Here is a 24,957-nt window from a genome sequence, read left to right as displayed (position 1 = left end):
ATTATTAGTCATCATTTTTATTATCGAAGTTTCTACCTTCTAATCCTGCTAATTCTTCTTTAGAAGCATGAGGTGCTTTCATTTCGAATACTTGATCAACAACTGTATAATCATAATATCCTAAACGTGCAATTGGACGAATAGATGGAATATCTAATTTCCCATCTTCAGTGATGACTTTATCATCGATATGCACTTGAGCAACACGTCCAATCACAATATCAACTGTAGATACAGGATCACCAGTTGGTATACGAATTGTTTGAACATATTCACATTCGAAATGCACTGGAGACTCTTTCACTCTGTAGCCAGGTGCTTCAATACATGATTCTTTAGTAACCCCAGCGTAGTCAAATTCATCTTCGTCGGGCGCTAATGCTTTAGATGATAAATTAACCGCTTCTCTTAAATCATATGTCGCCATATTCCATACAAACCAACCTGTCTCTTCAGCATTTTTCACAGTATCTTTACGTTCGTGATCACCTAATACTGACTGATTCGCCGCAAACATAACCATAGGTGGGTCCCATGTTAAATTTTGGTATTGGCTATAAGGTGCCAGATTATCTTTACCATCTTTCGAAACTGTAGATATCCAACCGATAGGTCTTGGTACTGTACTACTTTTAAATGGATCGTGTGGTAATCCATGAGATTTAGTGCCTTGCTTTGGTGAATAATTCATCGTTTCTCACCCCTATTAAATATTTGTATTTCTTCAATCATATAATAGCTATTTGCATAATTCTAATACTAAAAAACGATTTACTTATAGCTATACGCTATAAATAAATCGTTTAAATATATATCATATCTATTAACTAAATCATTCGTTATGCTTTTTATTTAATATGCACTTTCATCTTTAGGCATTAATAACGATACAATAAATGAAATAAAACCAATACATGCGATTGAAACAAACATTAAGAAATATTGCGGTAACTTAGCGATATAAATCATTAAAATAGGTGCAATTGCTGTTCCCATGAATAATATGACAGTATTGACTGATAAAAAGAATCCTTGGTTGTGTTTAACAGTCATACCTACCTTCGAAATGACTGATGGAATCGCAAATGCAATACCAGCAACAAATGTAACACTAAATATTGTGACACAAATAATATTTGTCGTAATTCCCATCAGTATAAGTGATAACGTACTTGTAAGTAAGGCAAGTGAGATCACACGCTTAATACCTATTCTGCCACTTAAACGGCCCCCTAACAATGATACTAACATCCCTATCACACCAAATAATTTTACTAATGATGCTGTAGACATATCTCCATTTACTTTATCTGATAAAATGTATAAATTTAAAATGGCGTACATACTGATAAACATAATTAATAATGTAAATGAGATGAATAAACAGTATAAAACTTTTAGATTATCGCGAAAATCTTTAAAGTTATTAAAAAATTTAAGTAATTGTACATCCCTATTTCGACGTGGGCTTTCCGGTACAAATCTGTATATAAAAAATATCAAGCACAAATATAATACAGTTAAAGTGAAATAAACCCAATGCCAGTTAAGCTGATGAACAATGAGTTCGCTTAAGTTCTGTCCTAATACACCAGACAACATGAAACTTGTACTAATAAAGCTAATAGCAGTCACTCTTTTTTTAGCTGGATATGTTTCTGTCGTGTACGTGATTGCTACCGGAGAAAATGTTGCAGCGAATATACCTTGTAATGCACGCATAATGAGTAATAGTGGAAATGATTGTACAAATCCGATAATAAAACAAATGATGGTCAAACCACTCAAACCTATTAATATGGTTTTAATTCTTCCATATTTGTCGGAAATCGTTCCATAAAACAAACAACTTATTGAATACATAATTGAAAAAATGACACCATTTAATGTGGCTACCGATTGGGGTATATGAAAGGAATGTGCAAATGCTGCTGTAAGTGGAAGTGCAGTATATAAACTACCCATAACGATAATTCCTGAGAAAAATAGAATCGTAGTGATAAGATTATAATGACGTTGTTCCTCCAATGATACCGATGCTCCCTTCCTATTTATGATAACGTTCACTATTATTACACTTTCTTCAATAAAACTAAAGAACCTATTTAATTTTCAAAAAAGTTTTAAATTTACCGCAAATTAAATTGCTATCACAAATATGCTTTTTTCATCCCCGAAATTAGCCCCAATAATGAGACGAATAAATAGTATTGACTTTCAAAACCTACGGATATATAATATATCCAGTATAAAAAATATATTAGGAGGTGGCAATAATGAAAATTGAATTAGGATTAACTTCATTTGCCGATAATAGTGTGATTCATATGCCGGAAGGTTCTGAACTTCCTATCTCAAATGCACAACGAATTAGAAATATCGTAGAAGAAATAGAATTGGCAGATCAACTAGGCTTAGATATCTATGGCTTAGGCGAACATCATCGTAAAGATTACGCTGTGTCAGATCCAGTAACTGTATTAGCTGCTGCAGCTACACGTACTTCTCATATCAAACTGTCATCTGCTGTTACTGTTTTATCTTCTGATGACCCAGTCAGAGTATATGAGCGCTTCTCTACATTAGATGCTGTATCTAATGGTCGAGCTGAAGTTATGATAGGTAGAGGATCATTTATTGAATCTTTCCCATTATTTGGTTACAACTTAAATGACTATGAAGATTTATTTAATGAAAAACTTCAAATGCTATTAAAAATTAATAAGCATGAAATCATAAATTGGGAAGGCAAATTACGTCCTAGCATTGAAAACACAGGTGTTTATCCTAGAATAGAACATGGCGAATTACCGATTTCTATCGCTACAGGTGGTACACCTGAATCATCATTACGAGCAGGTGCATTTGGTTTACCAATCACTTATGCTATTATTGGTGGTAATCCTAAACGATTCGCACGCAACATAGAAATTTACAAATCTGTTGCTGAATCATATGGACATGATCCATCTCAATTACCAATATCTGTACATTCTTGGGGATATATTGCTGAAACTGATGAGCAAGCTAAACGCGAATTCTTCCCTTCATTAAAAGCCCATCAAGATATACTTGGTAGAGAACGTGGTTGGCCACCTTTCGATGAACAAGCCTTTGAAAGAGAAATTGGAAGTGAAGGTGCGATATACTTAGGTAGCCCTGAAACGGTCGCACAAAAAATTATTGAAACTGTAGAAACTCTAGGTCTTAATCGTTTTATGATTCATACACCAGTTGGATCAATGCCTCATGAAAAAACAATGCATTCCATCCGTCTTTTCGGGGAAAAGGTTAAACCTATAGTAGATAAATATTTTGAAGATAAATAGGAGGAAATATTTTTATGATTTTACGTTATGCTACAAATTTAAAACTTGCTAAAGAACTTTACGATGCATCAAAACCAAAATTACAAGGTGACCAAGGTATGACTGATACATTCACAAATGTCTTCGGTATGCCTGAAAAATCAGTTAAATTAGCTGGTACGATTGAAGCAGCTGCTGCAGGCTTATTCGCAGTAAGTTTCTTAAGTAAAACTGCTTCACGTTTAGGCTCATTGGCTACAATTTCAGTACTAAGTGTAGCAGCTTACAAACACTTCGAAGCTGGACATGGTAAAAAAGGTGCTCAACATGCATTAGACTTATTAGGCTTAGCAACATTAAGCTTATTCGATACTTTTGACGGTAAACGCAAATAATTACACGGAGGTCACATTAAGTGACCTCTTTTTTATTTGGGAGTGAGACAGAAATAATAAAGAACCACTAATCATTTATGATGTAGTGGTTCTTACGCATTAGCCACAGCCAATGTGTACTTTAAAATAGGAATACATGAGTGAAACTCATGCATAAGAAATACTAATTTCTATAAGAAAAAGAATGACTTTACAGTCAACTACTGCCTACATATGAATGTAACTCGAAATATATATTTATGTCCAAACCTGTTTTTTATTTATATTTATTTAACATATGCATAGGTATATGACACATATGATGATCTTCAGGATAATGTTCCAATCTATCTTGATGTTCGGGCGCGCTTTTCACATAGTTAGACAGAGGTAAGACTTCCACTACAATATGATCACTATCTTCACGCTCATTAATAAAATTTTGTGCTTCGTTCAAATGTTGTGCATTTTCACTATATAATCCTGTTCTATATTTCTTGCCTATATCTTGACCTTGTTGATTTAAACTATAAGGATCAATTACCTCAAAAAGATATGCCATAATATTACGAATAGTTAAACTATCCGGATCAAACGTTAACTTTACACACTCGGCATAACCATCGTAGTCACCATTCAAATTTGATGTTGTTCCATTTGCTCTTCCAGCTTCAGTTAATACGATACCTGGTATAGTTTTAAAAAAAGCTTGAACACCCCACAAGCAACCACCAGCAACATATACTGTTTCCATCGTCTTCACCTCTTTATACGTATTCTACATAAAATAAAGCCTTATCAAAAGTACTTACTATACTGGATAATATTAAGCATTAATTCATGATTGATGATTAGAGTGACAAAACTGTTATTTCATTGACACCTGATTCATAGGGCTTTCAAATGCTTTGATGCTATATTTAGATTGTACATAACGAAGTTTTGATAACTAAACATTTAACTTTATGAGTTAACTACAATAGCTTAGATAAAAATTCTTTACTGTATAAATAAATATATTCAAGGAGAGATTTTTTTGACGCATCATTCTATCAAATACTTAATCGGCTCAACTATCACTACTTCTGCTTTATTTCTTACATCACATCACGAGGCTTCAGCTGCAACTATAGAAAATAATCAAGTAGACCAAGGTTTTAACCATCAGTCGAATGGTAATGCCATCACTCAAGCTAATCAAACAGATTCAACTTTTAATCACGACGAAAACGGTAACCCTATTACTGGGGAAAATAACATCGATAGCAGTTTCAATCATGACCAAGACGGCAACCCTATTGCCACTGACAACAACATCGATAACAACTTTAATCATGACCAAAATGGCGATGCGATCGTTGCTGATGATAATGCAGGTGCTGGCTTCAACCATGATGAAGACGGTAATCCTTTAATGACAGCTAATAGTGTAGATAGTGACTTTAATCACGATCAAGACGGCAACCCTATTGCCGCTGATAACAACATCGATAACAACTTTAATCATGACCAAAATGGCGATGCGATCGTTTCTGATGATAATGCAGATGCTGATTTCAATCACGATGAAGACGGTAATCCTTTAATGACAGCTAATAGCGTTGATAGTGACTTTAATCATGACCAAGACGGCAACCCTATTGCTGCTGACAACAACATCGATAACAACTTTAATCATGACCAAAATGGCGATGCGATCGTTTCTGATGATAATGTGGATACTAGTTTCAATCATGATGAAGACGGTAATCCTTTAATGACAGCTAATAGCGTTGATAGTGACTTCAATCACGACCAAGACGGCAACCCTATTGCCGCTGACAACAACATCGATAACAACTTTAATCATAATCAAAATGGTGATGCGATCGTTTCTGATGATAATGCAGACACTGGCTTCAATCATGATGAAGACGGTAATCCTTTAATGACAGCTAATAGTGTAGATAATGACTTTAATCACGATCAAGACGGCAACCCTATTGCCGCTGATAATAACATCGATAACAACTTTAATCATGACCAAAATGGCGATGCTATCGTTGCTGATGATAATGCAGATACTGGCTTCAATCATGATGCAGTTGGACAACCTATTCATGCTAACAACCAAGCAATGATAAGTCGTTCAATGCAACAATCACATAATTCTACAACACCGCAATCAGCTATAACAACTCATCACCAATCAAAATCATTACCTGCAACAGGTCAAGACAGAACACGTTCGCCATACATTGGCTTTGTAATCACACTCGTTTTAGGCGTAACCTTTATTTTATTAAGAAAATCATCCGCTAAAAAATAGGATAATCATTTAAACATCATTAATTCCATTACAATTGATATAATACAAATAAGCACCAGCTAATTACTATTTTTATAGTTTTAGTCGGTGCTTTTTATATAGTTAAAATCCATTTTTGTACAATTAAATAATATAAAATGATATTTAATTCAATCTTATAGAAAACATTTCATAAAACACTATTTTCTACAAAACTTTTTTAATTATTTTATATATTTGTATTGACTTAAAAATTTTTGGTGTTATATTTGTGTTGGAAATATAATTTTTAGGAGGTTTTAAAATGAAAGTTAAGTTTTTTACAGCAAGTTCTTTGTTAATTGCAACTTTGACATCAGCGACATTAATTAATCCGGCACATGCAGAAACGACTTCATCAACCGATAATCACCAACAAACAACACAATCTCAACAACAAAAGACGCCTAAGATTGATAAAGGTAATAACGTCAAACCTGTTGAAAAGAAAGAACGCGCTAATGTCATATTACCTAACAATGATCGACATCAAATTAACGATACAACGTTAGGTCACTATGCCCCTGTTACTTTCGTTCAAGTTCAATCAAATGAAGGTACATTTATCGCATCAGGTGTTGTTGTTGGTAAAGACAAATTTTTAACTAACAAGCATGTTGTAGATGCGACTCACGGAAATCCACGCGCTTTAAAAGCCTTCCCTTCTGCAGTTAATCAAAATAATTATCCAAATGGTGGCTTTACTGGAGAACAAATCACTAAATATCCAGGCAATGCGGACTTAGCCATCGTTAAATTCTCACCTAATGACAAAAATCAAAATATTGGTGAAGTGGTTACACCAGCCACTTTAAGTGACAATGCGGACACAAATCAAAATCAACCTATCACCGTTACTGGTTACCCAGGAGATAAACCACTTGCTACAATGTGGGAAAGTAGAGGTAAAATCACTCAAATACAAGGTGAAGATATGCACTATGACTTAAGTACAACTGGTGGTAATTCAGGTTCCCCTGTATTCAATAGCCGTAACGAAGTCATTGGTATTCATTGGGGTGGCGCAGCCAATAGCTACAATGGTGCTGTCTTTATCAACAAAGATGTACAAAACTTCTTAAAACAAAATATTGAAGACATTCATTTCTCAAATAGCGACAATAATGACGACAATGATAACAACAATGGTACAGACGATAATAATAATAATAATAACAATAATACTAACGATGACGATAATAACTACGATAATCCAGACGCAGCGTAACTTGCCAAACATATTAATATAAAAATTCAGAATAAACAGACAACGTATACTTATAAATCAATCATCAAACATTATCGGAGGCTGTTAAATGCATCATTCATATAAACATATATCATTTAAATTAATAAGTATTCTCTTATTCGCTATACTTTTATTATCAACCATTGCTTTTACTGACCTTAACAAATCTTATGCCGCACAGAAATCCAATCAACTAGAAATTAACGTTAAAAATGATAAAGTCCCTCAAAAAGTGCAGAATCTAGCACAACAACAATATCAAGGCTATGCTCAAGCACTAGACAAACAAAAAAATAGCCAAACTGGTAACTATCAATTAGGCGAAGCATTTAAAATCTATAAATTTAATGGTGAAGAAGATAATAGTTATTATTATCCAGTATTAAAAGACGGCAAAATCATTTATACATTAACGATTAGCCCTAAAAATGAAGCTGATTTAAAACAATCTAAAGAAAATGCAAACTATAGTGTGAAAATCTCAAATTTCATCGCTAAAGATTTAGATGAAATTAAAGACAAACACACAAATATAACGATTTTAACTGATGAAAAGGGCTTCTACTTTGAAGAAAATGGACAAGTTAGATTAGTTAAAGCTACACCGCTTCCTACAAACATCAAAGACAAAGAAAATAGCCAACAAATGTCATCTCATCTTAAACAACAACTTAAAGCCACATCTAATCCAACAAAAATAAATGAAAATCAAGCAGCTGAAGCCAACCAAGACAATCAAGTTCAATATGAAAATACGTTAAAAAACTTCAAAATAAGAGAACAACAATTTGATAATTCATGGTGTGCTGGTTTTAGTATGGCAGCCCTACTGAATGCTACTAAGAATACAGATAAATATAAAGCATACGACATTATGAGAACATTATATCCAGATGTCAGTGAAGAAGAATTACCACAATACTCTACTAACCCACAACAAATGATTAAATATGGTAATTCACAAGGTAGAGACATACAACATCAAAGTGGTATGCCTTCTTATAATCAAGTTGATCAATTAACTAAAGAGAATAAAGGCGCAATGATTTTAGCACATAGTGTTGAAAATAATCCTAATGATCCTCATCTTGGGCACGCTATGGCAGTTGTCGGTAATGCTAAAATTAATAATGAAGACAAACTGATTTTTTGGAATCCATGGGATACCGATTTATCTATTCAAGATGCAGATTCTAATTTACTTCATTTATCATTCAACAGAGACTATACTTGGGACGACACAATGATAGGTTATTAAACATAATATAGATATTGATTGAAGGCAGGCGACGCTATGTATCAACTCCACTTTATTCATATTAATGACGACGCACATACACTCACAAAGTCACAGCAAGACACGATTCACTTATTTTTAGGCAATTGGATTAACCCATCAGCCCAAAAATCTATTAGCATTCATACTGGCGTTGATACAAGTCACAATCAATATCAAATTCTTCAAGTCGATACCGAACATCAACGTATTAAACTGACATCTGAAAAAGCTCATCAACTCATGTATATTTTAGACTATGAAGATACAAACCATATATTCGTACAAACTTCAGTTAAAAATTCGTACGGCACGTCAAGACCCATAAGATACGAAAAATTCTAATACTACATTTAAAGCGTCGTTCAAAGTCATTGAACGACGCTTCCCTTATGAGTAATTAATCAATTAATAATTGAATACCTCTAACGATATTAATAATAAAAAGTGCTCCTGATCCTAAGATAAATGCGATACCCAAAATAAACAAAATTACCATTAACACTGTACTTTGATTGTATACTGCTGGCGCCATTGCAAAACAAATAATGCCTAAAACCATACAAACCCAAGACATGACATGGTTTAATAACGCTTTTTTAGAATATGTAGATGCAGGTGGCTCCGCAACGATCCAAACAATAATTGGAAAAAGTACAGGTGCAAAGAATATACTTAAATAACTTAATGCCCCCAATACATTACTTGTTCTGTCGTTAACTACTTTATGATTATCTTCCAACTCTATCACCTCTTCATTTTAATGGTTAATTGATTTCCCGGGTTATTCATCCATACCTCTCTTTATTTAACCTTACACATTGCATTCACGACTATTGTCTACATTAATCTCATTATTCATTCAAATTCATTCTTAAAACCATCTTAGAAATCGTCTCATCATTTCCGGCTCACATGGTTTATCCGAATAAACAGCTTCATTGTTCACAATAGCTTTAGCATTTTCAATCATTTCTTCTATTTTATTTCTATAAGTCATTAATTTTCGTTCATCAAACAATTGATTTAAGACGAAAGGTCTATGATCTACAGAATGTGCATCAGATGCTATGAAGTGTGCTAAATGACAATCAATAAAACGTAATGATAATTTTTGAGCACTTCTTCCGAAATCACCTAATAAAGAACTTGCTGTTAATTGGCTCAATGCCCCGTTACAAATCAACTCATACAAGAGATACGGATTTTTGGCAATTGCTTTATTACGTTCTGGATGCGCTATGATTGGTATATATCCTAAAGATTGTAATTCATTACACAGTCGATTAGCATTGTCTGGTACATCACCAAATGGTAGTTCAATCAATAAATAACGTGATTTATTTAATCCTTGTATACTGCGATATTCAATTTCCTTAATCATTGCTTCTGTTAGCCTTACTTCTTGACCTGGAAATAATTCGATACCTAAGTGTTTAATTTCTGGTACTTTTCTCATTTCTGCTAATGTCAAAGAAACGTCTTGAAAGCTATTATTAAATTTAGGGTTTAGATGGTGTGGTGTAGCTATAATGCCTGTGATACCTTCTTTTTTAGCTTGATTAAGCAATTGAATCATGGCTTGTTTCGTTTTTGGTCCATCATCCATATTAACCAATATATGGTTATGAATATCGATCATGATTTGTCATCTCCGTCATTGAATCATATATAATAGTGTTTAAACGTTTATGATATCCATACAACATCAAAACACATTATATAAAATATTTATTTAATATCATTATACCACGATGACTCATGAATATATATTCGGTTGCTAACTATATTTTTAATCTTAAAATGAGATCTTCTATTAAAAAAATGCTTCCTAATTAAAAAGAGCTTCCCATAATGAGAAACTCTAGCTTAATCTACTTATTTAAACGATGCGTTTACGTATTGCACCAGATATCAAATCAACGATAGCTACCATGACTACAAGTCCAATTAATATAATACCTACACGGTCCCAAGAACGAGTTTGAATTGCAAAGATAAGTGGTGTCCCGATACCACCCGCACCTATTAATCCAAGAATCGACGCAGAACGTAAATTCAATTCAAATCGATAAAGGATTAATGATAAAAATGATGGTAAAATCTGTGGAATAACTGCAAACACTAATGTTTTCATTTTATTAGCACCACTGGCTTTTAATGATTCTACGGCGCTAAAATCCAAACTCTCGATATCTTCTGCCAATAATTTCCCTAACATACCAACTGAATGAATACCAAGTGCCAAAACACCTGAAAATGAACCAGGACCTACCGCTTTAATAAAAATTAATGCCATCACGATTTCTGGAAATACTCGAATAACACTCAATATAAATTTGCTTATGCCTGAAACAGGTCGTAATTTCACCATATTTTGAGCACCTAAAAATGCTAGTGGAATACAAATAATGGCTGCTATAACAGTACCAATGACTGCTATAGCAAATGTTTCTAATAACCCTCTTAATAAATCTTCGCCTTCAGGAATGTAAATATATTTTAAATCTGGGTGAAACAAACCGTTAAAAATAGCTTTTAAAATTTCAATAGATTTACTTTTGAGTTCTAAACTTGGCACACCTGAAAAAGCCCAAATAATTATACTCACTACTACAATTGCAATGAGCCATTGTTTAATCAACTTTTTGCGATGATTTTTAGTGTGTAATGGATATTGCGTATCTTTATTCGTCATGCGAGTTGTTCCCTCACTTTCGTACTAACGTAATCAATGATGACTACGATAACCAACGTGAATAAAATAATGGTAGCGGTTTTCGGGTATTGAAATAGACCTAATGTTTGATCGTAAAACAATCCAATACCACCCGCACCTACTAAACCTAGCACGGCTGAAGCACGTATATTTACTTCGAATGCATAAAGTACATACGAGGCAAATGATGATATCGCTTGCGGCACCACACCATAAACAATCCATGTCACCTTATTTGCACCTACCGCCGTCATCGCTTCCATAGGTCCTGCATCTATCGTTTCTAAAGATTCGTATAATAGCTTACCTATGATACAAATCGTTAAAATAAATAACGCTAAAATACCTGGAATTTGACCAATACCAAACACAGCAACAAATATTGCCGCAAGTAGTAGATCTGGAATCGTACGGACAATATTCAATACAAATCGTGCTGGTATATTAATCCATTTCTTCTGTACTATATTACTGGCGCATAATAATGCGACTGGAATAGACACGATGCTTCCTAATACAGTGCTGACAATCGCCATTCTAATTGTGTCTAACATAGGTTGTGTAATTTGACTTAAATAGCTCATATCAGGCGGAATCATTTGAGCAAACAAATCACCTATTTGAGGTAAGCCAACCATTAAGTCCCCAACATTAAAACCTGTATAAATAAAACTCCAAACAATTAACGCGATGAATAATACAAATGTGAAACTTGTCTTGAGCGACATTTTCCGCTTTAAATATGTATCATATTTCTGTTGTACTGGTCCGGTCATACTAATTCACTCCCAGCTTTTCGTCTTCGCTAATTGAGCGTCCATAAATGTCACTAAACACATCATCTGTCGCTTCAGAAGCAGGTCCATCATAGACTACTTCACCATCGCGCAATCCAATAATACGTGTACCATATTCTCTTGCTAAATCGACAAAGTGTAAGTTAATTAAAATCGTAATGCCTAATTCTTGATTGATGTTCTTTAAATCATCCATAACCTGTTTCGTTGTTAATGGGTCTAATGATGCTACAGGTTCATCTGCCAATATGATTTCAGACTCTTGGCATAATGCACGTGCAATTGAAATACGTTGTTGTTGTCCACCTGAAAGTTCATCCGAACGTTGATCATATTTATCTAAAATATTTACGCGTTCTAGTGCATGCATTGCTTTAATTTTATCTTCTTTAGGAAATAACCCAAGCACCATTTTCCAAGTCGAATGATAGCCCACTCTCCCACTTAATACATTTCTCAAAACACTAGACCGTTTGACTAAATTAAAATGTTGGAAAATCATACCAATGTTACGGCGCATTTCAAGTAATTCTTTGCCTCGTGCTTTCGTTATCGATTGACCTTGAATGAAAATCTCACCAGAAGTAATATCATGGAGACGATTGACTGATCTTAGTAATGTTGATTTACCTGCCCCAGATAAGCCAACTATAACTGCAAATTCTCCCTTTTCTATTTCTAAATTAATATTTTTTAATCCTACATGTCCGTTAGGATAAACCTTACTGACATCTTTAAATTCTATTTGACTCATGATTGACACCTTTCTTTTACAAAGAAATACTAAGGCGAATTGAATATCAAAATCTCCCAATATTTCATCCAATTCAACACTTAGCATTTCAAAGTCATGTACTTTGTTTATGTCATTTGAACTTTATTCACCTTATTTAGATAGTTGCTTTATGCATTACTTCATATCTTTAACTGCCTTTTCATTTTCTCTGACAACATCAAATTTAGAATCATCTGTATCAGTATAACCTTCATGTGAGTATACTTCTTTAATTATTTTGTGTCCCTCTTTAGTTTTTGAAATATCTTTAAATGCTTTTTTCAATTTATCTTGGAATTTTTTATCCATATCGGGTCTTACAGAAATCGTATCATTCGGAATCGCATCCGTAAGTTTTAAAATTTTAGTATCTTTGAATACATCTGGTTGGTCTTTCTTAACAATATTACGTGCATCATTAAATACGGCTGCTGCATCAACATCACCATTTAACAATGAAATGATTGCTTGGTCATGACCTTTAACGTTGACGATTTTCATATCTTTAGTTGCATTAATACCCGCTTCTTCTTTTAATGTAGCTAATGGGAATGTGTAACCTGCTGTTGAAGTTACATCTTGTAAGGCAATTTTCTTACCTTTTAAATCTTTTAAACTTTTAATATTCGAGTCTTTTTTCACTAAAATTTCTGATTTGTAGTCATCCACAAGTTGCTTATTAGGTGAACCATCTTTGTTCACACCATAACGTTGTGCTTGTAATAATAAATCTGCTGCTTTTTGATCATGTGCTAATGTGTAAGCTGTAGGAGGTAAGAAGCCGACATCTACTTTTTTAGATTTCATGGCTTCGACAATTGTATTGTAGTTGGTAGAAACGGATACTTTAACTGGCATATCCAATTCTTTAGAGAGAAGTTTTTCAAGTGGCTTCGCTTTTGCTTCTAATTTATCTGCATTTTGTGACGGTACAAATTGTACCGTTAATTCTTTTGGTTTATAATCTCCAGATTTAGAATCTGAACCTTTGTCAGAACTCTTTTGATTATCTAAAGAGCTTGAATTTCCACATGCTACCGTAAACATAATGACTGATAAAACAAGAATCAATAAACACTTCAACTTTTTCATCTAATAACTGTCCCTTCTAATACGTATTTGGTGTAATATGTATACAATAAAATTACACTTATAGATTACCACATATTAAAGTGAATTTGTATTATATTAAAATGAATTTTAATAACTTATTTTTAAATACAGTTGAAGTTTTTGTAAATTTTATTAAATAATACACAATGTAACAATGATGTTCTATAATTCATGATGAGTAAAAAGGAGTGATATTTTATGGAACAACTTGCGTTTTACGTAGTGAGCGATATACATGGTTACATATATCCAACAGATTTCTCCAAAAGAGACCAGTACCTACCTATGGGTTTATTGTTGGCTAATCATTTGATTGAAAAAGACCAACAACATTACGCACATCATATTAAAATAGATAATGGCGATTTTTTACAAGGATCACCATTTTGTAATTATCTCGTCTCTCATATCAAGAATAGCCAGCCTTTAGCCAATTTCTATAATCGTATGTCATTTGACTTTGGTACGCTAGGTAACCATGAATTTAATTACGGGTTACCTTATTTGAAAGATACATTGAATCGTCTAAACTATCCGGTGGTATGTGCCAATATCTTTGACAATGGTGAATTACTCACGCATCAGGGTATTCACTATTTTGAAATTAATGGTAAAACAATTGGCGTAATTGGATTAACAACGCAGTATATCCCTCATTGGGAACAACCTGAACACATCCAGTCACTCACCTTTGAAAGTGCCGTAGCAACATTACAACGTTGGCTATCCGAAGTACGCCGCCAATCAGACTTCGTTGTTGTGAGCTATCACGGTGGCTTTGAAAAAGATTTAGAAACTGGAGACGCTACCGAAGCACAAACAGGTGAAAATGAAGGTTATGCAATTTTAGAACACTTCTTTGAGGATATTGATATATTCATTACAGGTCATCAACATAGAGATATCGCAACATTCTTCAAACAAACAGCTGTCATACAACCAGGTACTCGAGGAAAATCTGTAGGTAAAGTCGTTCTGAATTTAAACGATGACACTACTGAACGTATTGCATCATGTAGTTTATTATCTGTTACAGATGATGATGACTTTGTTGTTAGTAAAGATGATCGCAATTTAAGAAGTCAATTAGAAGACTGGCTAGATACTCAGATTGCTGAATTACCTAATGAAATGATTGTGCATAATGCATTTGAAGCTCGTGTAGCACCACATCCATTTATTAATTTTTTAAATTATGTCTTATTAGCTAAGAGTGGCGCAGATATTGCTTGTACAGCCTTATTTGATTCAGCAACTGGTTTTACAAAACACGTTACAATGCGTGATGTCATTAACAATTATCCTTTCCCAAATACATTTAAAGTATTACGTGTTAGCGGTGCAGATATTAAAGCTGCAATTGAACGCTCTGCTGAATATTTCGATGTTATTCATCAAGAAATCACCATCAGTAAAGCGTTTATGGAACCGAAACCTCAACATTTTAATTATGATATATTCGCCGGTGTACGTTATACGATTCAAGCTAGTCAGCCTAGAGGACAACGAGTGTCACATATTCAATTCAATGGTGAACCATTAGATTTTGATCAAACGTATACGATTTGTGTGAATAACTATCGTTCTGTGGGTGGCGGTCAGTATGATATGTACGCCAACGCACCAGTGGTTAAAGATATCCAAATTGACGGCGCACAATTAATTATCGATTACCTTCAAGCACATTCAAATTCTCATATTCCTCAGGTCGTCAATTTTAAAGTTGAAAAGTAATGATTAAATATGAGAAACCCTGCTCGATCACGTGTCGAACAGGGTTATTAATTAATTATGAAATTGTATGTGCTTTTTCTCGTAAACATTATTTACAGTATTGAGTATGATACCTAATATAATAATGCTACCAGATATGAATGTAATCGTCATATATGGTAATCCAATTGATAATAATATTGAACCAAGTATAGCACCAATAAAGTTAGCTACGTTAAATATGGAAGCAGCTAGTGTACTTGCTAGTAATGGTGCTTCATGCGCACTTAAAATAATTTTACTATTTAGCAGCGGTGTTGTACCAAATGTTCCAAAACCAAATAAGAAGCAAATGAGTAATGCTAATACTGCATAATGAACAAAAGTAACGAATAAGATAATCGTAATAAATAATAAGAAGAACGTATAGAATAAATATTTAGTTAAAGCATGTTCTGGTACACTACCTGTCACTAAATTACCAATTACGCCACCTAGTCCAAATAAGAATAAACATACGGTTAATCCAATTATTTTAAAAGGTGCATAGTCATGAATCATAGGTTCCATAAACGTATAAGTTGTAAACACACCTGAATAACCAAATACGATGATGGAAATCACAATTAAAATATGTGGATTCTTAAATACAGTTAATTCTTTAGAAATATTGGCTTCCGCGCTTAATGAAACGTGCGGTGTAAACTTCATCATACCTAACATCGTTATCACTGCTAAAATAATCATGATACCAAATACAACTCTCCAATTAGCCAAACCACCTAAAAATGATCCGAATGGCACACCAATCATGACTGCTATCGTCAGACCCGCTTGAACTAAGGCAATCGCTTGCGGTTTCTTAGCTGGTGGTGCAACAGCTGCTGCTACGCTCATACAAACGCCAAAGAACGGTGCATGCATAGCTGCAGACATTAATCTTGATAATAAGAGCACATTAAAATTAGGCGCTAACATCCCTACTAAGTTACTCACGATAAATATAGCTACAAGTACAGGTAACAAACGATGCGCATGGACTTTCATCGTAAATATACGCATGAATGGACCAATCACTGCCACACTAATCGCATAAACACTCACAAGCAGTCCCGCACTTGAAATAGATACATGCATGTCATCAGATATTTGTGTTAGTAATCCTGTGACAACATATTCAGCCATACCAACAGTAAACGTACCTAACATAAAAATAAAAAACATCATTTTATTTTCTCTCATCACTGCTTCCCCCTTTTCATTTCGTTCAAAAAATCAACATGAGTGATATACTACAAAAGATTTTGAACTACGTGAAGAGGTATATAGAAATTTTTCGAATTCTTCAATACGAGTTTTCATAAGCTTTCATTTCATTTTCATTATATTAAAATTAAGACAATTTTGGATTAGGCATTCTAGAGCATTATCGTTTAAATGTAATGTCTCTGTACATTGAATCTCTATACATCATCATGCATATGATTAAATTTTGACAATCATGTGACAAAATTGATATTGATTGGACTAGCCCACATCAACTCTTCATATTATGATAGATATCAAATACACGTTATAATAAGATGAAAGCGATACAAAGATGAATATGGAGGTAGCTACAATGACATCCCAACAAGACCAGAAAGACGAAAAAGTAATTGCTGAAGATGAAAAACAAACTAAAAACTCATTTTGGGCAGACGTATTTAGTTTTTTACCTGAAATACTAGGTGGCCTTATGCGTCTAATTCGTTCATTGTTTTAATGTTTTTAACTTTCGTTATTACGATGATGAACTGGAGGGATGATTTTGGCAACAAAAAATAAAAATGGTAAAAGAAGAAAAGTGGACATTCTAAAAGAGACGGTCTATGAAATTTTATTTCAAAGTATACCTGAAATCATTTATGGCTTGATTCGTATTGTTAAAGGATTGTTTTAACTATAAAAGTAAATTGATTCTTTTAGAATATTGCACGTCTTTACAAATTTTTAATTTTTAAATACATTTATCTTTACATTTACTATAGATAGTTATATACTGTTCATTGTTAATTGATTTGGAGGGATACTCAAGTCTGGCTTAAGAGGCCAATCATTTATGATTGGTAGGAGCTTCGTGCTCGCGTTGGTTCAAATCCTTCTCCCTCCGCTACTGAATATATTATTGTAACCTGAGGCATTTCTATATGTCTTAGGTTCTTTTTTTACCAATAAAGGCGTCTCGCATTGTGCGAGACGCCTTATTATTTATGAATTATTGATGTGGATGGAATGTTTTTTGTGGTGCATGAATAGTCACATCATATTTATCAGCGATGCGTTGTGTTTCTTTATCAAGTAATTGATTATATTCTTTAGTTGATACTTCACTTGCTTTTGGTAATCTCTTTTCTAATTCTGCATATTGTTTCTCTGACATACCCTTAGGTGCAATTCCACCATAAGGACGGTCACCTTGAGTTGTTTGATGTTTGGCAGTTTTATGTACTGAGCTTGCGTCCGCCACACCAGATACACCTGCAACTGCGAGTGTGCCTGCTAATACTGAACCTGCTAACATTGTCATTTTTTTCATTTTTAAAATCTCCTTCCAAAAGTGAATCATTGACACATCTATATCATAACAACTTTTTAAAATTAAATCATTTATTTTTATATTTCTTTACATATTTTTTACTTTTATAAATTTAGATATTTAAATTCAATTGTTTTTTCGTATTAAAAAAGCACCTAACATGCTCATTAAGCGTGTTAGGTACTTTACTAATATAGTACTTACTTAAATAATTCTTTTAATACTTTGAAGAATGATCCGATTAATTGGAAGAAATCTGCAGTCATAGCGCATGCTCCTTTCTCTATTAATATTAGAGTCTCTTGTTTATGCTTGTGCTTTTGGCTCTGATGTTAACTTTTCACTTTGTACTAAATCATCTGCTAGACCATGCCAAAATTGTTGCAACTCTTCTCTAGTTCTTACTGTATCAGAACTATCTTGTCCAACAAAGTCAACATGATCCCAATCATGTTTAGTAGGTGTTACTTGCCAAATACCTTTTTGGTTTTTATCTGTTGCTTGTGTATATTTTTGGTTAAATGGATGTTGTGAAGAAATCACAGATACAAGTCCATCATTTTCTCGCCATTCTTTTTCGTTAGCTTTACCGATTACATTTCCAGTTAAAATAAATGGTAAGAACATGTTTAAATCAGCTTTTTGTCTACCAAATAGTGATGGATGTGTTGCTTCACCAGTATATGTTTTATATACAATATTTGGATTTAATGATGTTTTACGGTTTAAGTCTGTTGCACCATCTCGAGTTAAATCATAGAAACCATTGTCTTGTGATTTCCATAACTTAGAGTTTTTCACACGTTTAGCATAATCGATATATGATTCATTTGGTTTTTGTTTTAAGCCCCATTGAGATAAACCGAAATCGACTCTTGAATCTTTATTACCAAATGCTTTACCAATATCATAAACAACCTGTCTTACCACCGCTTCATTACCTAATACATCTGAAGCGTGTGTACCATTATGTGGTGTACCAAGTGTCGTAATTGAAGAAACCATATTATCATTATTACCTTTGAATAATGGTGAAATTGTGCCACCATGTTTCTTCTGATATTCAATTTCCTCTTGGTTACCATTTCTTAAAAGTTCTTCAAGTTGGCGAATCGTTTGTCCACCCATACTATGACCAACTAAGTGCACTTTTTGACCTGGTTTCCAGTCTTTATATACACCTTCATATGTTTTACCATATCGCTCATGACCATATTTCGCAGCATGTGCCGCACCATAATCTACACGACCACCTTTGATATAGTAGTAAAGCTCTACTGCTCTGTCATAGTTACTACCGAAGGCACTGATACTTGCTTCATATGATTTATAGCCGTTTTCTTCTAAATCTTGGCGAATATTCATTTTATCGCCGCCCCAATAATGTGATAAGACAGCTGGGTTAATATCATCAGTGAATCCATTAAATCCATGAACGAGAATGATTGGATCATGATTTTTATACTGTTGTTGTTTAGCTTTCTTATTTGTTTGATCTTTATCTGCCACGGCTACTTTATTTTTAGATTGGTTATTTAATGTAGCAACTGAATTCGATTTTAGCGCTTGTAAACCGTCTTTTTGTTCTTTATCTTTTTTACTTGGATTATCTTTTGATAATAATGGTGAATCCTTTTCTAATTGATCAAGAGAGACTGGTTGCTTTTGTTTTGATTTTTGAGATGAATCAGTTTGATTCGGAGCTGTAGCTTTTTGTTCAACTGATTGTGCTGTCACTTTTTGTTGGTCTTTTTGATTAATTGTGGCATCTGCTTTGTCTTTATTCACAGTAGCATGACGTCGAGAGAAATCTGGATCCACTTGTTGCGCTTTATGATTTTTATTGAACTCTGGATCTACATCCTCTTTCTTTTGCGCTTGCTTATGACTAAATTCTGGATCCACTTGTGAGTCTTTATGTTTGCTATTAAATTCTGGATCTACATCATGTTGATGCGTTTGAGCTGATGATGCTTTATCTTGTGCCTTTAGACTAGGTGTTGGCGTTTCTTCTTTTGCTGCTTTGCTGTTAGCTTTGTCCTTTTGATTTGGTGTTGTAGCATCTGGTTTTTCAACTGATTTTGTTGATTGATCTTCTGTTGTTTTTTCTTTAGGTGTTGTTTTAACATCTTGCTGTACTTGATCAGCTGATTGATCAGTTTCTACTGTTGCCTCTTTTGGTTGTTTCTCTTCAGTATTGTCTTGTGACGTATGTGTCGTATCTTTCTCAGATGTTTCTTTATGTAAGCTTGTTGGTGTTGCATCTTTTTGATTGTCATTTTGTGCTTTAACGCTATCGTTACGTTCTTTTAATTCACTAGATTGATTTGTTTGTTCATTTTTAACATCATTTCCCTGTTGTTCCCCAATAGATTGTGCTTGTTGTGCTTCTGAATCAACATTTCCCTTATCTTGATTTTCAGCTGCTTGAGCAGAACCTCCACCAATAAATAATAATGCTGCAATTAAAATGGAAGATGTTCCTACACTAAATTTACGAATACTATATTTATTTTCTCTGTTTTTCATATTCGGCACCTCTATTTTATTTTATTTTTTAATCAATCTTAAGTGACTAGATGAATAAATTGACAATTGCACGTGGTAAAAACTCAATTAATTTTGTAAACCAAGCTTTCATAAAAACCATCCTTTCTTTGATTAGTAAGCGCTTACAATAATATTAAAATAAAAAATTTCGACATCATCACTTACACTTACTTCAACTAGTAATTGATTAAAATGTTACGAAAATTTGTCTGAAAAGTCAATAATCAAATCCAATTCTATACAATTTTTATTTTTTGTAATTATACACACTTCATCTTATGGCGAATAAGCGTTGTTAAATGCCTATTCATAACGAATTGAAAATACATATTAGGGTAATAACGTATTAAGAGGTGAAACACATGTCAGAAATCAAAATCATTGGTGCCAAGCAAAATAATTTAAAAAATATAGATGTAACCATTCCTAAACATCAATTAACTGTTTTTACAGGGCGCTCCGGTTCAGGTAAGTCTTCCCTAGTATTTAATACGTTAGCAGCCGAATCTGAACGTTTACTCAATGAAACTTACTCGAGTTATATCCAACATCAATTAAGTCAATATTCCAAGCCGGAAGTCGATCAAATTCAACATTTACCTGTAGCGATGATTATTAATCAGAAACGTTTAGGTGGTAATTCGCGTTCTACAGTAGGCACAATTTCAGATATTTATGCTTCTGTACGTTTATTATGGTCGCGTATTGGCGAACCATTTGTCGGGTACTCCGATGTCTTTTCATTTAATAATACACGAGGCATGTGCGAAACATGTTCAGGCTTAGGCTATGTCGAAGATATCGATTTAAATGAACTGCTTGATTTTGATAAATCCTTAAATGAAGATGCGATTAACTTTCCATCATTTCGTCCTGACAGTTGGAGAGGAAAACGTTATTTATATACAGGTTTATTCGATAATGATAAAAAATTAAAAGATTATACTAAAGAAGAATTAGACACGTTCTTATATACAGAACCAACAAAGCTTAAAAATCCACCAGCGAATTGGCCTAGAACCGCAAAGTTTGAAGGATTAATTCATAGATTTAGACGTTCATTTTTATTAAATGATAACTTTGAGAAAAAACGCTTTGCGAAAGATATTGAACGTGTTGTAAGTAAACATGCTTGTCCATCATGCCAAGGTAAACGACTTAATGACAAAGTATTAAGTTGTAAAATCAATGGTATGAATATCGCTGATTTTACCGATTTACAAATCGATGATGCTTTAGCATTTTTAGAAACGATTGAATCGACCAAAGCACAAGTTATCATCGAACCACTCAAACAACAACTTAAATCATTGAGCTATGTCGGTCTTAATTATCTAACTTTATCACGTGAAACGACATCTTTATCTGGTGGCGAATCACAGCGAATTAAGCTCATCAGACATTTGAACAGTCCACTCAGTGACCTTGTCTATATTATCGATGAACCGAGTGTGGGACTTCATCCTGAGGATATTCAACGGATTAATGACTTAATACAATCTTTAAAAGATAAAGGCAATACCGTACTTGTTGTAGAACACGACCCTGACGTTATCAAGACTGCCGATCATGTTATTGACATTGGGCCTTTAGCTGGTAAAGATGGTGGCGAAATTACATTTGAAGGCACTTATAAAGATTTACTCAAATCTCAAACAAGTACCGGCCAAGCACTTCATCGTACGCATACTTTAAAAGATGACATTAGATCAAACAATGATATGTTAGAGATTAACGATATTTCTAAAAATAATTTGCAACATATCACTACTCAATTGCCTAAACATGCAATGACTGTCGTAACTGGCGTAGCAGGTTCAGGTAAAAGTTCATTAATCACATCAGCATTTGAAAAAGATAGCCATGCGATTTTCATAGACCAAAAACCTGCCCACGCATCAAACCGTTCAAACTTGCTAACTTATTTAAATATCTTTGATGACGTGCGCGCGTTCTTTAGTCAACATACTGGTCTTAAGAAAAGTATGTTCAGTTATAATTCTGAAGGTGCATGCCCTGAGTGTCATGGTAAGGGCATAATTAAAACCGAGTTGGCATTTATGCCTGATTTCTCTCAAACATGTGAAATGTGCGGTGGTACAAGGTATCGTCCCGAAGTACTTGAAGCCAAAGTTGATGGCTACTCAATTGCAGATATTTTATCGTTAACTGTCCAAGAAGCCATCGAAAAATTCAAAAATGATAAGCACATTGTACAACCATTACAAGCTTTAGCAAATACTGGCTTAAATTATATGACACTAGGACAATCTCTTGATACGCTTTCTGGTGGAGAGATACAACGTGTTAAATTGAGTAAATATTTAACAGAAACGGTACAAGATGCCATATTTATTTTTGATGAGCCTACAACAGGTCTTCATGAAGACGACCTTCCCATACTCATCGAATGTTTCAATCATTTGATTGATCAAGGTAACACAGTAATCCTAATCGAGCATAACTTAACGATGATGACACAAGCAGATTGGTTTATCGATATCGGTCCATATGCAGGTGATAAAGGCGGACAACTCCTTTATAGCGGTGAACCACAAGGCTTACTTGATGTTGAACAATCTGTAACCGCCAAGCATCTAAGAAGATATATTGAACAATAGTATATTGGCGACAGACGAAACCAGTACGTGAAGACAAAAACGTACTGGTTATTTTTAGGCAACTTGATTTAATAATAGCTTAGTCAGAGGGATTGAGTTTCATTAATGCACCAAATTGTTGCTGACAATTTGTAAAAGAAATAAATGCAAATAATTCTACTATCTCAGCATTTGTTAAACTTTGCTTCAATAAATGGATTATTTCATTTGGTATCCTATCTCCTACTTTCATATACACTTCAACTAAGCCTATGCAAATTTGTTCTTTCTCATTTCCAAGGATTCCACGTGGTTTCCCTTTTGCCTTACAATATTGACAATGATTTTTTTGAGCTAGCATACGACGTATTTCTTCTTTAACTTGAGCTGATAAATAACTCGTTTTTTCTAAATTATTAGCTAAATTATTCCATTCTTTATAAATATGATGATGCCCTAATAATTTTTGAAATTGTGTTTCTCCTATACTTGATTCGTCAATAATCGCCATGATCACTCCTCCTTAATATATTAATAATAATTAAAAATATCACCTTTCTAAATACTATATTTAAGTTATAATCAACATAAACTTTCAAAATTTTAGGAGAATAGATACATGGACATTATAGATTATAAAATCATTGATTTACTATCAGAAAACAGTAAATTGTCTTTAAATAAATTAAGCGAAATTATTAATTTATCTGTACCCTCTACTAGAGAAAGAATCTTGAAATTACAAGATCAAGGCATTATCACTAAATATACAATTGATATAGATTTTAAAAAATTAGGCTATGAAATCGAGGTTATTATAGAACTTACGATTAAAAATAATTTGTATTCTGATTTCAAAACATTTATTTCTAATCAAGTATTTGTAGATGAATGTTTTAGAGTTTCTGGCGATAGTTGTTTTATGTTTAAAGCACGTTTTAAAAACATGAGAGATGTAGAATCATTTATAGACACTATTCAAAAATATGGTCATAGTAAAACACACTTTATATTTTCAAAAACAAAATAAAGTGTGTTTACATTTATAATAACTTCTGTATTAACTTTTAAAAAGGCATATGTCCCCTTTATTGATGATATCGTCTCATTCCTTATCCCTCTTAAATCCCAATCTTTGAGCCAGTTTAATGGATGGAACATTTTGTATATTGGTTCTGACAATATGCATTGTCTCATTATCTCTACTTAGCATCCATTCATCAATTCGACTAATCGCTTCATATGCATAATTACGACCAGTATATTCTGGTAGTAATCGGTAATAAAGATTTAAAAAGCGTTGGTCATTTATCGTTCTATATTCGTACCCCATGATACCGACTACCTCATCTTTATCTTTAGGTTGAATCAAGAAATAACCAAATTGATTATCTTGCCAATGTTGTTGCCATTGTTGAATGTAATGAGTTGTATCTTCAATATCTTCATGGCGACCTAAAGGTGTATATCTTGTCGCCTCGTCATTAGTATGTAATTGAAATAAGTCCTCTACATATTTCATAGACGGTTGTATTAATTTTAAATGTTCTGTTTCTATCATTGCCATCCCCCCCTATTT

Annotated in this window: 25 protein-coding genes and 1 tRNA gene; 12 read left to right on the top strand and 14 right to left on the bottom strand. The window is 33.5% G+C overall.

The features are described from left to right. Positions 1 to 4 precede the first annotated feature (4 nt). Positions 5 to 691, bottom strand: a complete 687-nt coding sequence (locus tag LPC11_RS01150; protein ID WP_002452037.1) for a flavin reductase family protein — start codon at positions 689 to 691, stop codon at positions 5 to 7. A 161-nt stretch (positions 692 to 852) separates the two neighbouring features. Then, positions 853 to 2,028, bottom strand: coding sequence for an MFS transporter (locus LPC11_RS01145; RefSeq protein WP_041613771.1), 1,176 nt, complete (start codon positions 2,026 to 2,028; stop codon positions 853 to 855). Between the two features lie 248 nt (positions 2,029 to 2,276). On the opposite strand from LPC11_RS01145, the gene LPC11_RS01140 reads away from it, so the two are divergent. Then, positions 2,277 to 3,329, top strand: coding sequence for an LLM class flavin-dependent oxidoreductase (locus LPC11_RS01140; RefSeq protein WP_107566268.1), 1,053 nt, complete (start codon positions 2,277 to 2,279; stop codon positions 3,327 to 3,329). 14 nt (positions 3,330 to 3,343) lie between these two features. Then, the gene (locus tag LPC11_RS01135; protein ID WP_023374252.1) at positions 3,344 to 3,703 is read left to right on the top strand and encodes a hypothetical protein; all 360 of its coding nucleotides are present in this window, start codon (positions 3,344 to 3,346) and stop codon (positions 3,701 to 3,703) included. Between the two features lie 256 nt (positions 3,704 to 3,959). Here the strand turns inward: LPC11_RS01135 and LPC11_RS01130 are convergent, their stop codons facing one another. Next, on the bottom strand, positions 3,960 to 4,436 hold the full coding sequence (locus LPC11_RS01130; protein WP_023374253.1) for a peptide-methionine (S)-S-oxide reductase: 477 nt from the start codon (positions 4,434 to 4,436) through the stop codon (positions 3,960 to 3,962). A gap of 282 nt (positions 4,437 to 4,718) precedes the next feature. Between LPC11_RS01130 and LPC11_RS01125 the strand changes: the two genes are divergently transcribed. The 4 genes from LPC11_RS01125 (at position 4,719) to LPC11_RS01110 (ending at position 8,878) form a co-directional block, all read left to right on the top strand. Continuing rightward, positions 4,719 to 5,990, top strand: coding sequence for a hypothetical protein (locus LPC11_RS01125; protein ID WP_104681510.1), 1,272 nt, complete (start codon positions 4,719 to 4,721; stop codon positions 5,988 to 5,990). Between the two features lie 283 nt (positions 5,991 to 6,273). Further along, positions 6,274 to 7,236: a trypsin-like serine peptidase gene (locus LPC11_RS01120; RefSeq protein WP_023374255.1), complete on the top strand. Its 963-nt coding sequence runs from the start codon at positions 6,274 to 6,276 to the stop codon at positions 7,234 to 7,236. Positions 7,237 to 7,324: 88 nt separating this feature from the next. Further along, the gene (locus LPC11_RS01115) at positions 7,325 to 8,515 is read left to right on the top strand and encodes a C47 family peptidase (protein WP_023374256.1); all 1,191 of its coding nucleotides are present in this window, start codon (positions 7,325 to 7,327) and stop codon (positions 8,513 to 8,515) included. 36 nt (positions 8,516 to 8,551) lie between these two features. Next, positions 8,552 to 8,878 (top strand): cysteine protease inhibitor staphostatin B, encoded by a 327-nt coding sequence (locus LPC11_RS01110; protein WP_023374257.1) that lies wholly within the window; start codon positions 8,552 to 8,554, stop codon positions 8,876 to 8,878. Positions 8,879 to 8,933: 55 nt separating this feature from the next. Here the strand turns inward: LPC11_RS01110 and LPC11_RS01105 are convergent, their stop codons facing one another. The 6 genes from LPC11_RS01105 to LPC11_RS01080 all read right to left on the bottom strand — a co-directional run bounded on the left by LPC11_RS01105 (position 8,934) and on the right by LPC11_RS01080 (position 13,916). Further along, positions 8,934 to 9,275: a hypothetical protein gene (locus LPC11_RS01105; protein WP_041613773.1), complete on the bottom strand. Its 342-nt coding sequence runs from the start codon at positions 9,273 to 9,275 to the stop codon at positions 8,934 to 8,936. Positions 9,276 to 9,407: 132 nt separating this feature from the next. Continuing rightward, on the bottom strand, positions 9,408 to 10,175 hold the full coding sequence (locus LPC11_RS01100) for a tyrosine-protein phosphatase (RefSeq protein WP_023374259.1): 768 nt from the start codon (positions 10,173 to 10,175) through the stop codon (positions 9,408 to 9,410). 240 nt (positions 10,176 to 10,415) lie between these two features. After that, positions 10,416 to 11,231: a phosphonate ABC transporter, permease protein PhnE gene (gene phnE / locus LPC11_RS01095; protein WP_023374260.1), complete on the bottom strand. Its 816-nt coding sequence runs from the start codon at positions 11,229 to 11,231 to the stop codon at positions 10,416 to 10,418. Beyond that, positions 11,228 to 12,028 carry a phosphonate ABC transporter, permease protein PhnE gene (gene phnE, locus LPC11_RS01090; protein WP_023374261.1) on the bottom strand — a complete coding sequence of 267 codons (801 nt, stop codon included), beginning with the start codon at positions 12,026 to 12,028 and terminating at the stop codon, positions 11,228 to 11,230. Before phnE (LPC11_RS01090) ends, phnE (LPC11_RS01095) begins: the two co-directional genes overlap by 4 nt. A 1-nt stretch (position 12,029) precedes the next feature. Beyond that, on the bottom strand, positions 12,030 to 12,803 hold the full coding sequence (gene phnC / locus LPC11_RS01085) for a phosphonate ABC transporter ATP-binding protein (RefSeq protein ID WP_023374262.1): 774 nt from the start codon (positions 12,801 to 12,803) through the stop codon (positions 12,030 to 12,032). A 156-nt stretch (positions 12,804 to 12,959) separates the two neighbouring features. After that, complete coding sequence (locus LPC11_RS01080; protein ID WP_107566507.1) at positions 12,960 to 13,916, bottom strand: phosphate/phosphite/phosphonate ABC transporter substrate-binding protein; 957 nt, start codon at positions 13,914 to 13,916, stop codon at positions 12,960 to 12,962. 219 nt (positions 13,917 to 14,135) lie between these two features. Here LPC11_RS01080 and LPC11_RS01075 point away from each other — a divergent pair, with 219 nt between their 5' ends. Beyond that, positions 14,136 to 15,671, top strand: coding sequence for a bifunctional metallophosphatase/5'-nucleotidase (locus LPC11_RS01075; protein WP_023374264.1), 1,536 nt, complete (start codon positions 14,136 to 14,138; stop codon positions 15,669 to 15,671). A gap of 51 nt (positions 15,672 to 15,722) precedes the next feature. Here LPC11_RS01075 and LPC11_RS01070 read toward each other — a convergent pair whose 3' ends face one another. After that, positions 15,723 to 16,892 carry an MFS transporter gene (locus tag LPC11_RS01070; RefSeq protein WP_231307307.1) on the bottom strand — a complete coding sequence of 390 codons (1,170 nt, stop codon included), beginning with the start codon at positions 16,890 to 16,892 and terminating at the stop codon, positions 15,723 to 15,725. Positions 16,893 to 17,271: 379 nt separating this feature from the next. Here LPC11_RS01070 and LPC11_RS01065 point away from each other — a divergent pair, with 379 nt between their 5' ends. The 3 genes from LPC11_RS01065 to LPC11_RS01060 all read left to right on the top strand — a co-directional run bounded on the left by LPC11_RS01065 (position 17,272) and on the right by LPC11_RS01060 (position 17,802). Beyond that, the gene (locus LPC11_RS01065) at positions 17,272 to 17,415 is read left to right on the top strand and encodes a hypothetical protein (RefSeq protein ID WP_164967142.1); all 144 of its coding nucleotides are present in this window, start codon (positions 17,272 to 17,274) and stop codon (positions 17,413 to 17,415) included. Positions 17,416 to 17,460: 45 nt separating this feature from the next. Continuing rightward, positions 17,461 to 17,592 carry a hypothetical protein gene (locus LPC11_RS12555; RefSeq protein WP_255202525.1) on the top strand — a complete coding sequence of 44 codons (132 nt, stop codon included), beginning with the start codon at positions 17,461 to 17,463 and terminating at the stop codon, positions 17,590 to 17,592. 120 nt (positions 17,593 to 17,712) lie between these two features. Further along, a tRNA-Ile gene (locus LPC11_RS01060) sits at positions 17,713 to 17,802 on the top strand. Between the two features lie 105 nt (positions 17,803 to 17,907). Here the strand turns inward: LPC11_RS01060 and LPC11_RS01055 are convergent. Further along, positions 17,908 to 18,228, bottom strand: coding sequence for a cell surface protein (locus tag LPC11_RS01055; protein ID WP_104681509.1), 321 nt, complete (start codon positions 18,226 to 18,228; stop codon positions 17,908 to 17,910). 306 nt (positions 18,229 to 18,534) lie between these two features. Continuing rightward, complete coding sequence (gene lip, locus LPC11_RS01050) at positions 18,535 to 20,757, bottom strand: YSIRK-targeted triacylglycerol lipase (RefSeq protein ID WP_023374266.1); 2,223 nt, start codon at positions 20,755 to 20,757, stop codon at positions 18,535 to 18,537. 383 nt (positions 20,758 to 21,140) lie between these two features. On the opposite strand from lip, the gene LPC11_RS01045 reads away from it, so the two are divergent. Then, positions 21,141 to 23,399 carry an ATP-binding cassette domain-containing protein gene (locus tag LPC11_RS01045; RefSeq protein ID WP_023374267.1) on the top strand — a complete coding sequence of 753 codons (2,259 nt, stop codon included), beginning with the start codon at positions 21,141 to 21,143 and terminating at the stop codon, positions 23,397 to 23,399. Between the two features lie 79 nt (positions 23,400 to 23,478). On the opposite strand, the gene LPC11_RS01040 is transcribed toward LPC11_RS01045, so the two are convergent. Beyond that, entirely contained in the window at positions 23,479 to 23,889 is a 411-nt protein-coding gene (locus tag LPC11_RS01040; RefSeq protein WP_023374268.1) for a carboxymuconolactone decarboxylase family protein, read from the bottom strand. Positions 23,890 to 23,997: 108 nt separating this feature from the next. On the opposite strand from LPC11_RS01040, the gene LPC11_RS01035 reads away from it, so the two are divergent. Further along, positions 23,998 to 24,408 (top strand): Lrp/AsnC family transcriptional regulator, encoded by a 411-nt coding sequence (locus tag LPC11_RS01035; protein ID WP_023374269.1) that lies wholly within the window; start codon positions 23,998 to 24,000, stop codon positions 24,406 to 24,408. Positions 24,409 to 24,483: 75 nt separating this feature from the next. Here the strand turns inward: LPC11_RS01035 and LPC11_RS01030 are convergent, their stop codons facing one another. Next, positions 24,484 to 24,939: a GNAT family N-acetyltransferase gene (locus tag LPC11_RS01030; protein WP_023374270.1), complete on the bottom strand. Its 456-nt coding sequence runs from the start codon at positions 24,937 to 24,939 to the stop codon at positions 24,484 to 24,486. Positions 24,940 to 24,957 lie beyond the last annotated feature (18 nt).

The sequence above is a fragment of the Staphylococcus sp. HL28 genome, from assembly GCF_021117155.1.
GTDB lineage: Bacteria > Bacillota > Bacilli > Staphylococcales > Staphylococcaceae > Staphylococcus > Staphylococcus warneri.
This window is presented reverse-complemented; position numbering and strand designations above follow the sequence as displayed.

What these genes read in the sequence shown, in the direction of transcription:
- LPC11_RS01150 (WP_002452037.1), bottom strand. Translation starts at nt 691, where the DNA reads ATGAATTATTCACCAAAGCAAGGCACTAAATCTCATGGATTACCACAC.
- LPC11_RS01140 (WP_107566268.1), top strand. Translation starts at nt 2,277, where the DNA reads ATGAAAATTGAATTAGGATTAACTTCATTTGCCGATAATAGTGTGATT.
- LPC11_RS01135 (WP_023374252.1), top strand. Translation starts at nt 3,344, where the DNA reads ATGATTTTACGTTATGCTACAAATTTAAAACTTGCTAAAGAACTTTAC.
- LPC11_RS01130 (WP_023374253.1), bottom strand. Translation starts at nt 4,436, where the DNA reads ATGGAAACAGTATATGTTGCTGGTGGTTGCTTGTGGGGTGTTCAAGCT.
- LPC11_RS01120 (WP_023374255.1), top strand. Translation starts at nt 6,274, where the DNA reads ATGAAAGTTAAGTTTTTTACAGCAAGTTCTTTGTTAATTGCAACTTTG.
- LPC11_RS01115 (WP_023374256.1), top strand. Translation starts at nt 7,325, where the DNA reads ATGCATCATTCATATAAACATATATCATTTAAATTAATAAGTATTCTC.
- LPC11_RS01110 (WP_023374257.1), top strand. Translation starts at nt 8,552, where the DNA reads ATGTATCAACTCCACTTTATTCATATTAATGACGACGCACATACACTC.
- LPC11_RS01100 (WP_023374259.1), bottom strand. Translation starts at nt 10,175, where the DNA reads ATGATCGATATTCATAACCATATATTGGTTAATATGGATGATGGACCA.
- phnE (WP_023374260.1), bottom strand. Translation starts at nt 11,231, where the DNA reads ATGACGAATAAAGATACGCAATATCCATTACACACTAAAAATCATCGC.
- phnE (WP_023374261.1), bottom strand. Translation starts at nt 12,028, where the DNA reads ATGACCGGACCAGTACAACAGAAATATGATACATATTTAAAGCGGAAA.
- phnC (WP_023374262.1), bottom strand. Translation starts at nt 12,803, where the DNA reads ATGAGTCAAATAGAATTTAAAGATGTCAGTAAGGTTTATCCTAACGGA.
- LPC11_RS01080 (WP_107566507.1), bottom strand. Translation starts at nt 13,916, where the DNA reads ATGAAAAAGTTGAAGTGTTTATTGATTCTTGTTTTATCAGTCATTATG.
- LPC11_RS01075 (WP_023374264.1), top strand. Translation starts at nt 14,136, where the DNA reads ATGGAACAACTTGCGTTTTACGTAGTGAGCGATATACATGGTTACATA.
- LPC11_RS01070 (WP_231307307.1), bottom strand. Translation starts at nt 16,892, where the DNA reads ATGAGAGAAAATAAAATGATGTTTTTTATTTTTATGTTAGGTACGTTT.
- LPC11_RS01065 (WP_164967142.1), top strand. Translation starts at nt 17,272, where the DNA reads ATGACATCCCAACAAGACCAGAAAGACGAAAAAGTAATTGCTGAAGAT.
- LPC11_RS01055 (WP_104681509.1), bottom strand. Translation starts at nt 18,228, where the DNA reads ATGAAAAAAATGACAATGTTAGCAGGTTCAGTATTAGCAGGCACACTC.
- lip (WP_023374266.1), bottom strand. Translation starts at nt 20,757, where the DNA reads ATGAAAAACAGAGAAAATAAATATAGTATTCGTAAATTTAGTGTAGGA.
- LPC11_RS01045 (WP_023374267.1), top strand. Translation starts at nt 21,141, where the DNA reads ATGTCAGAAATCAAAATCATTGGTGCCAAGCAAAATAATTTAAAAAAT.
- LPC11_RS01040 (WP_023374268.1), bottom strand. Translation starts at nt 23,889, where the DNA reads ATGGCGATTATTGACGAATCAAGTATAGGAGAAACACAATTTCAAAAA.
- LPC11_RS01035 (WP_023374269.1), top strand. Translation starts at nt 23,998, where the DNA reads ATGGACATTATAGATTATAAAATCATTGATTTACTATCAGAAAACAGT.
- LPC11_RS01030 (WP_023374270.1), bottom strand. Translation starts at nt 24,939, where the DNA reads ATGATAGAAACAGAACATTTAAAATTAATACAACCGTCTATGAAATAT.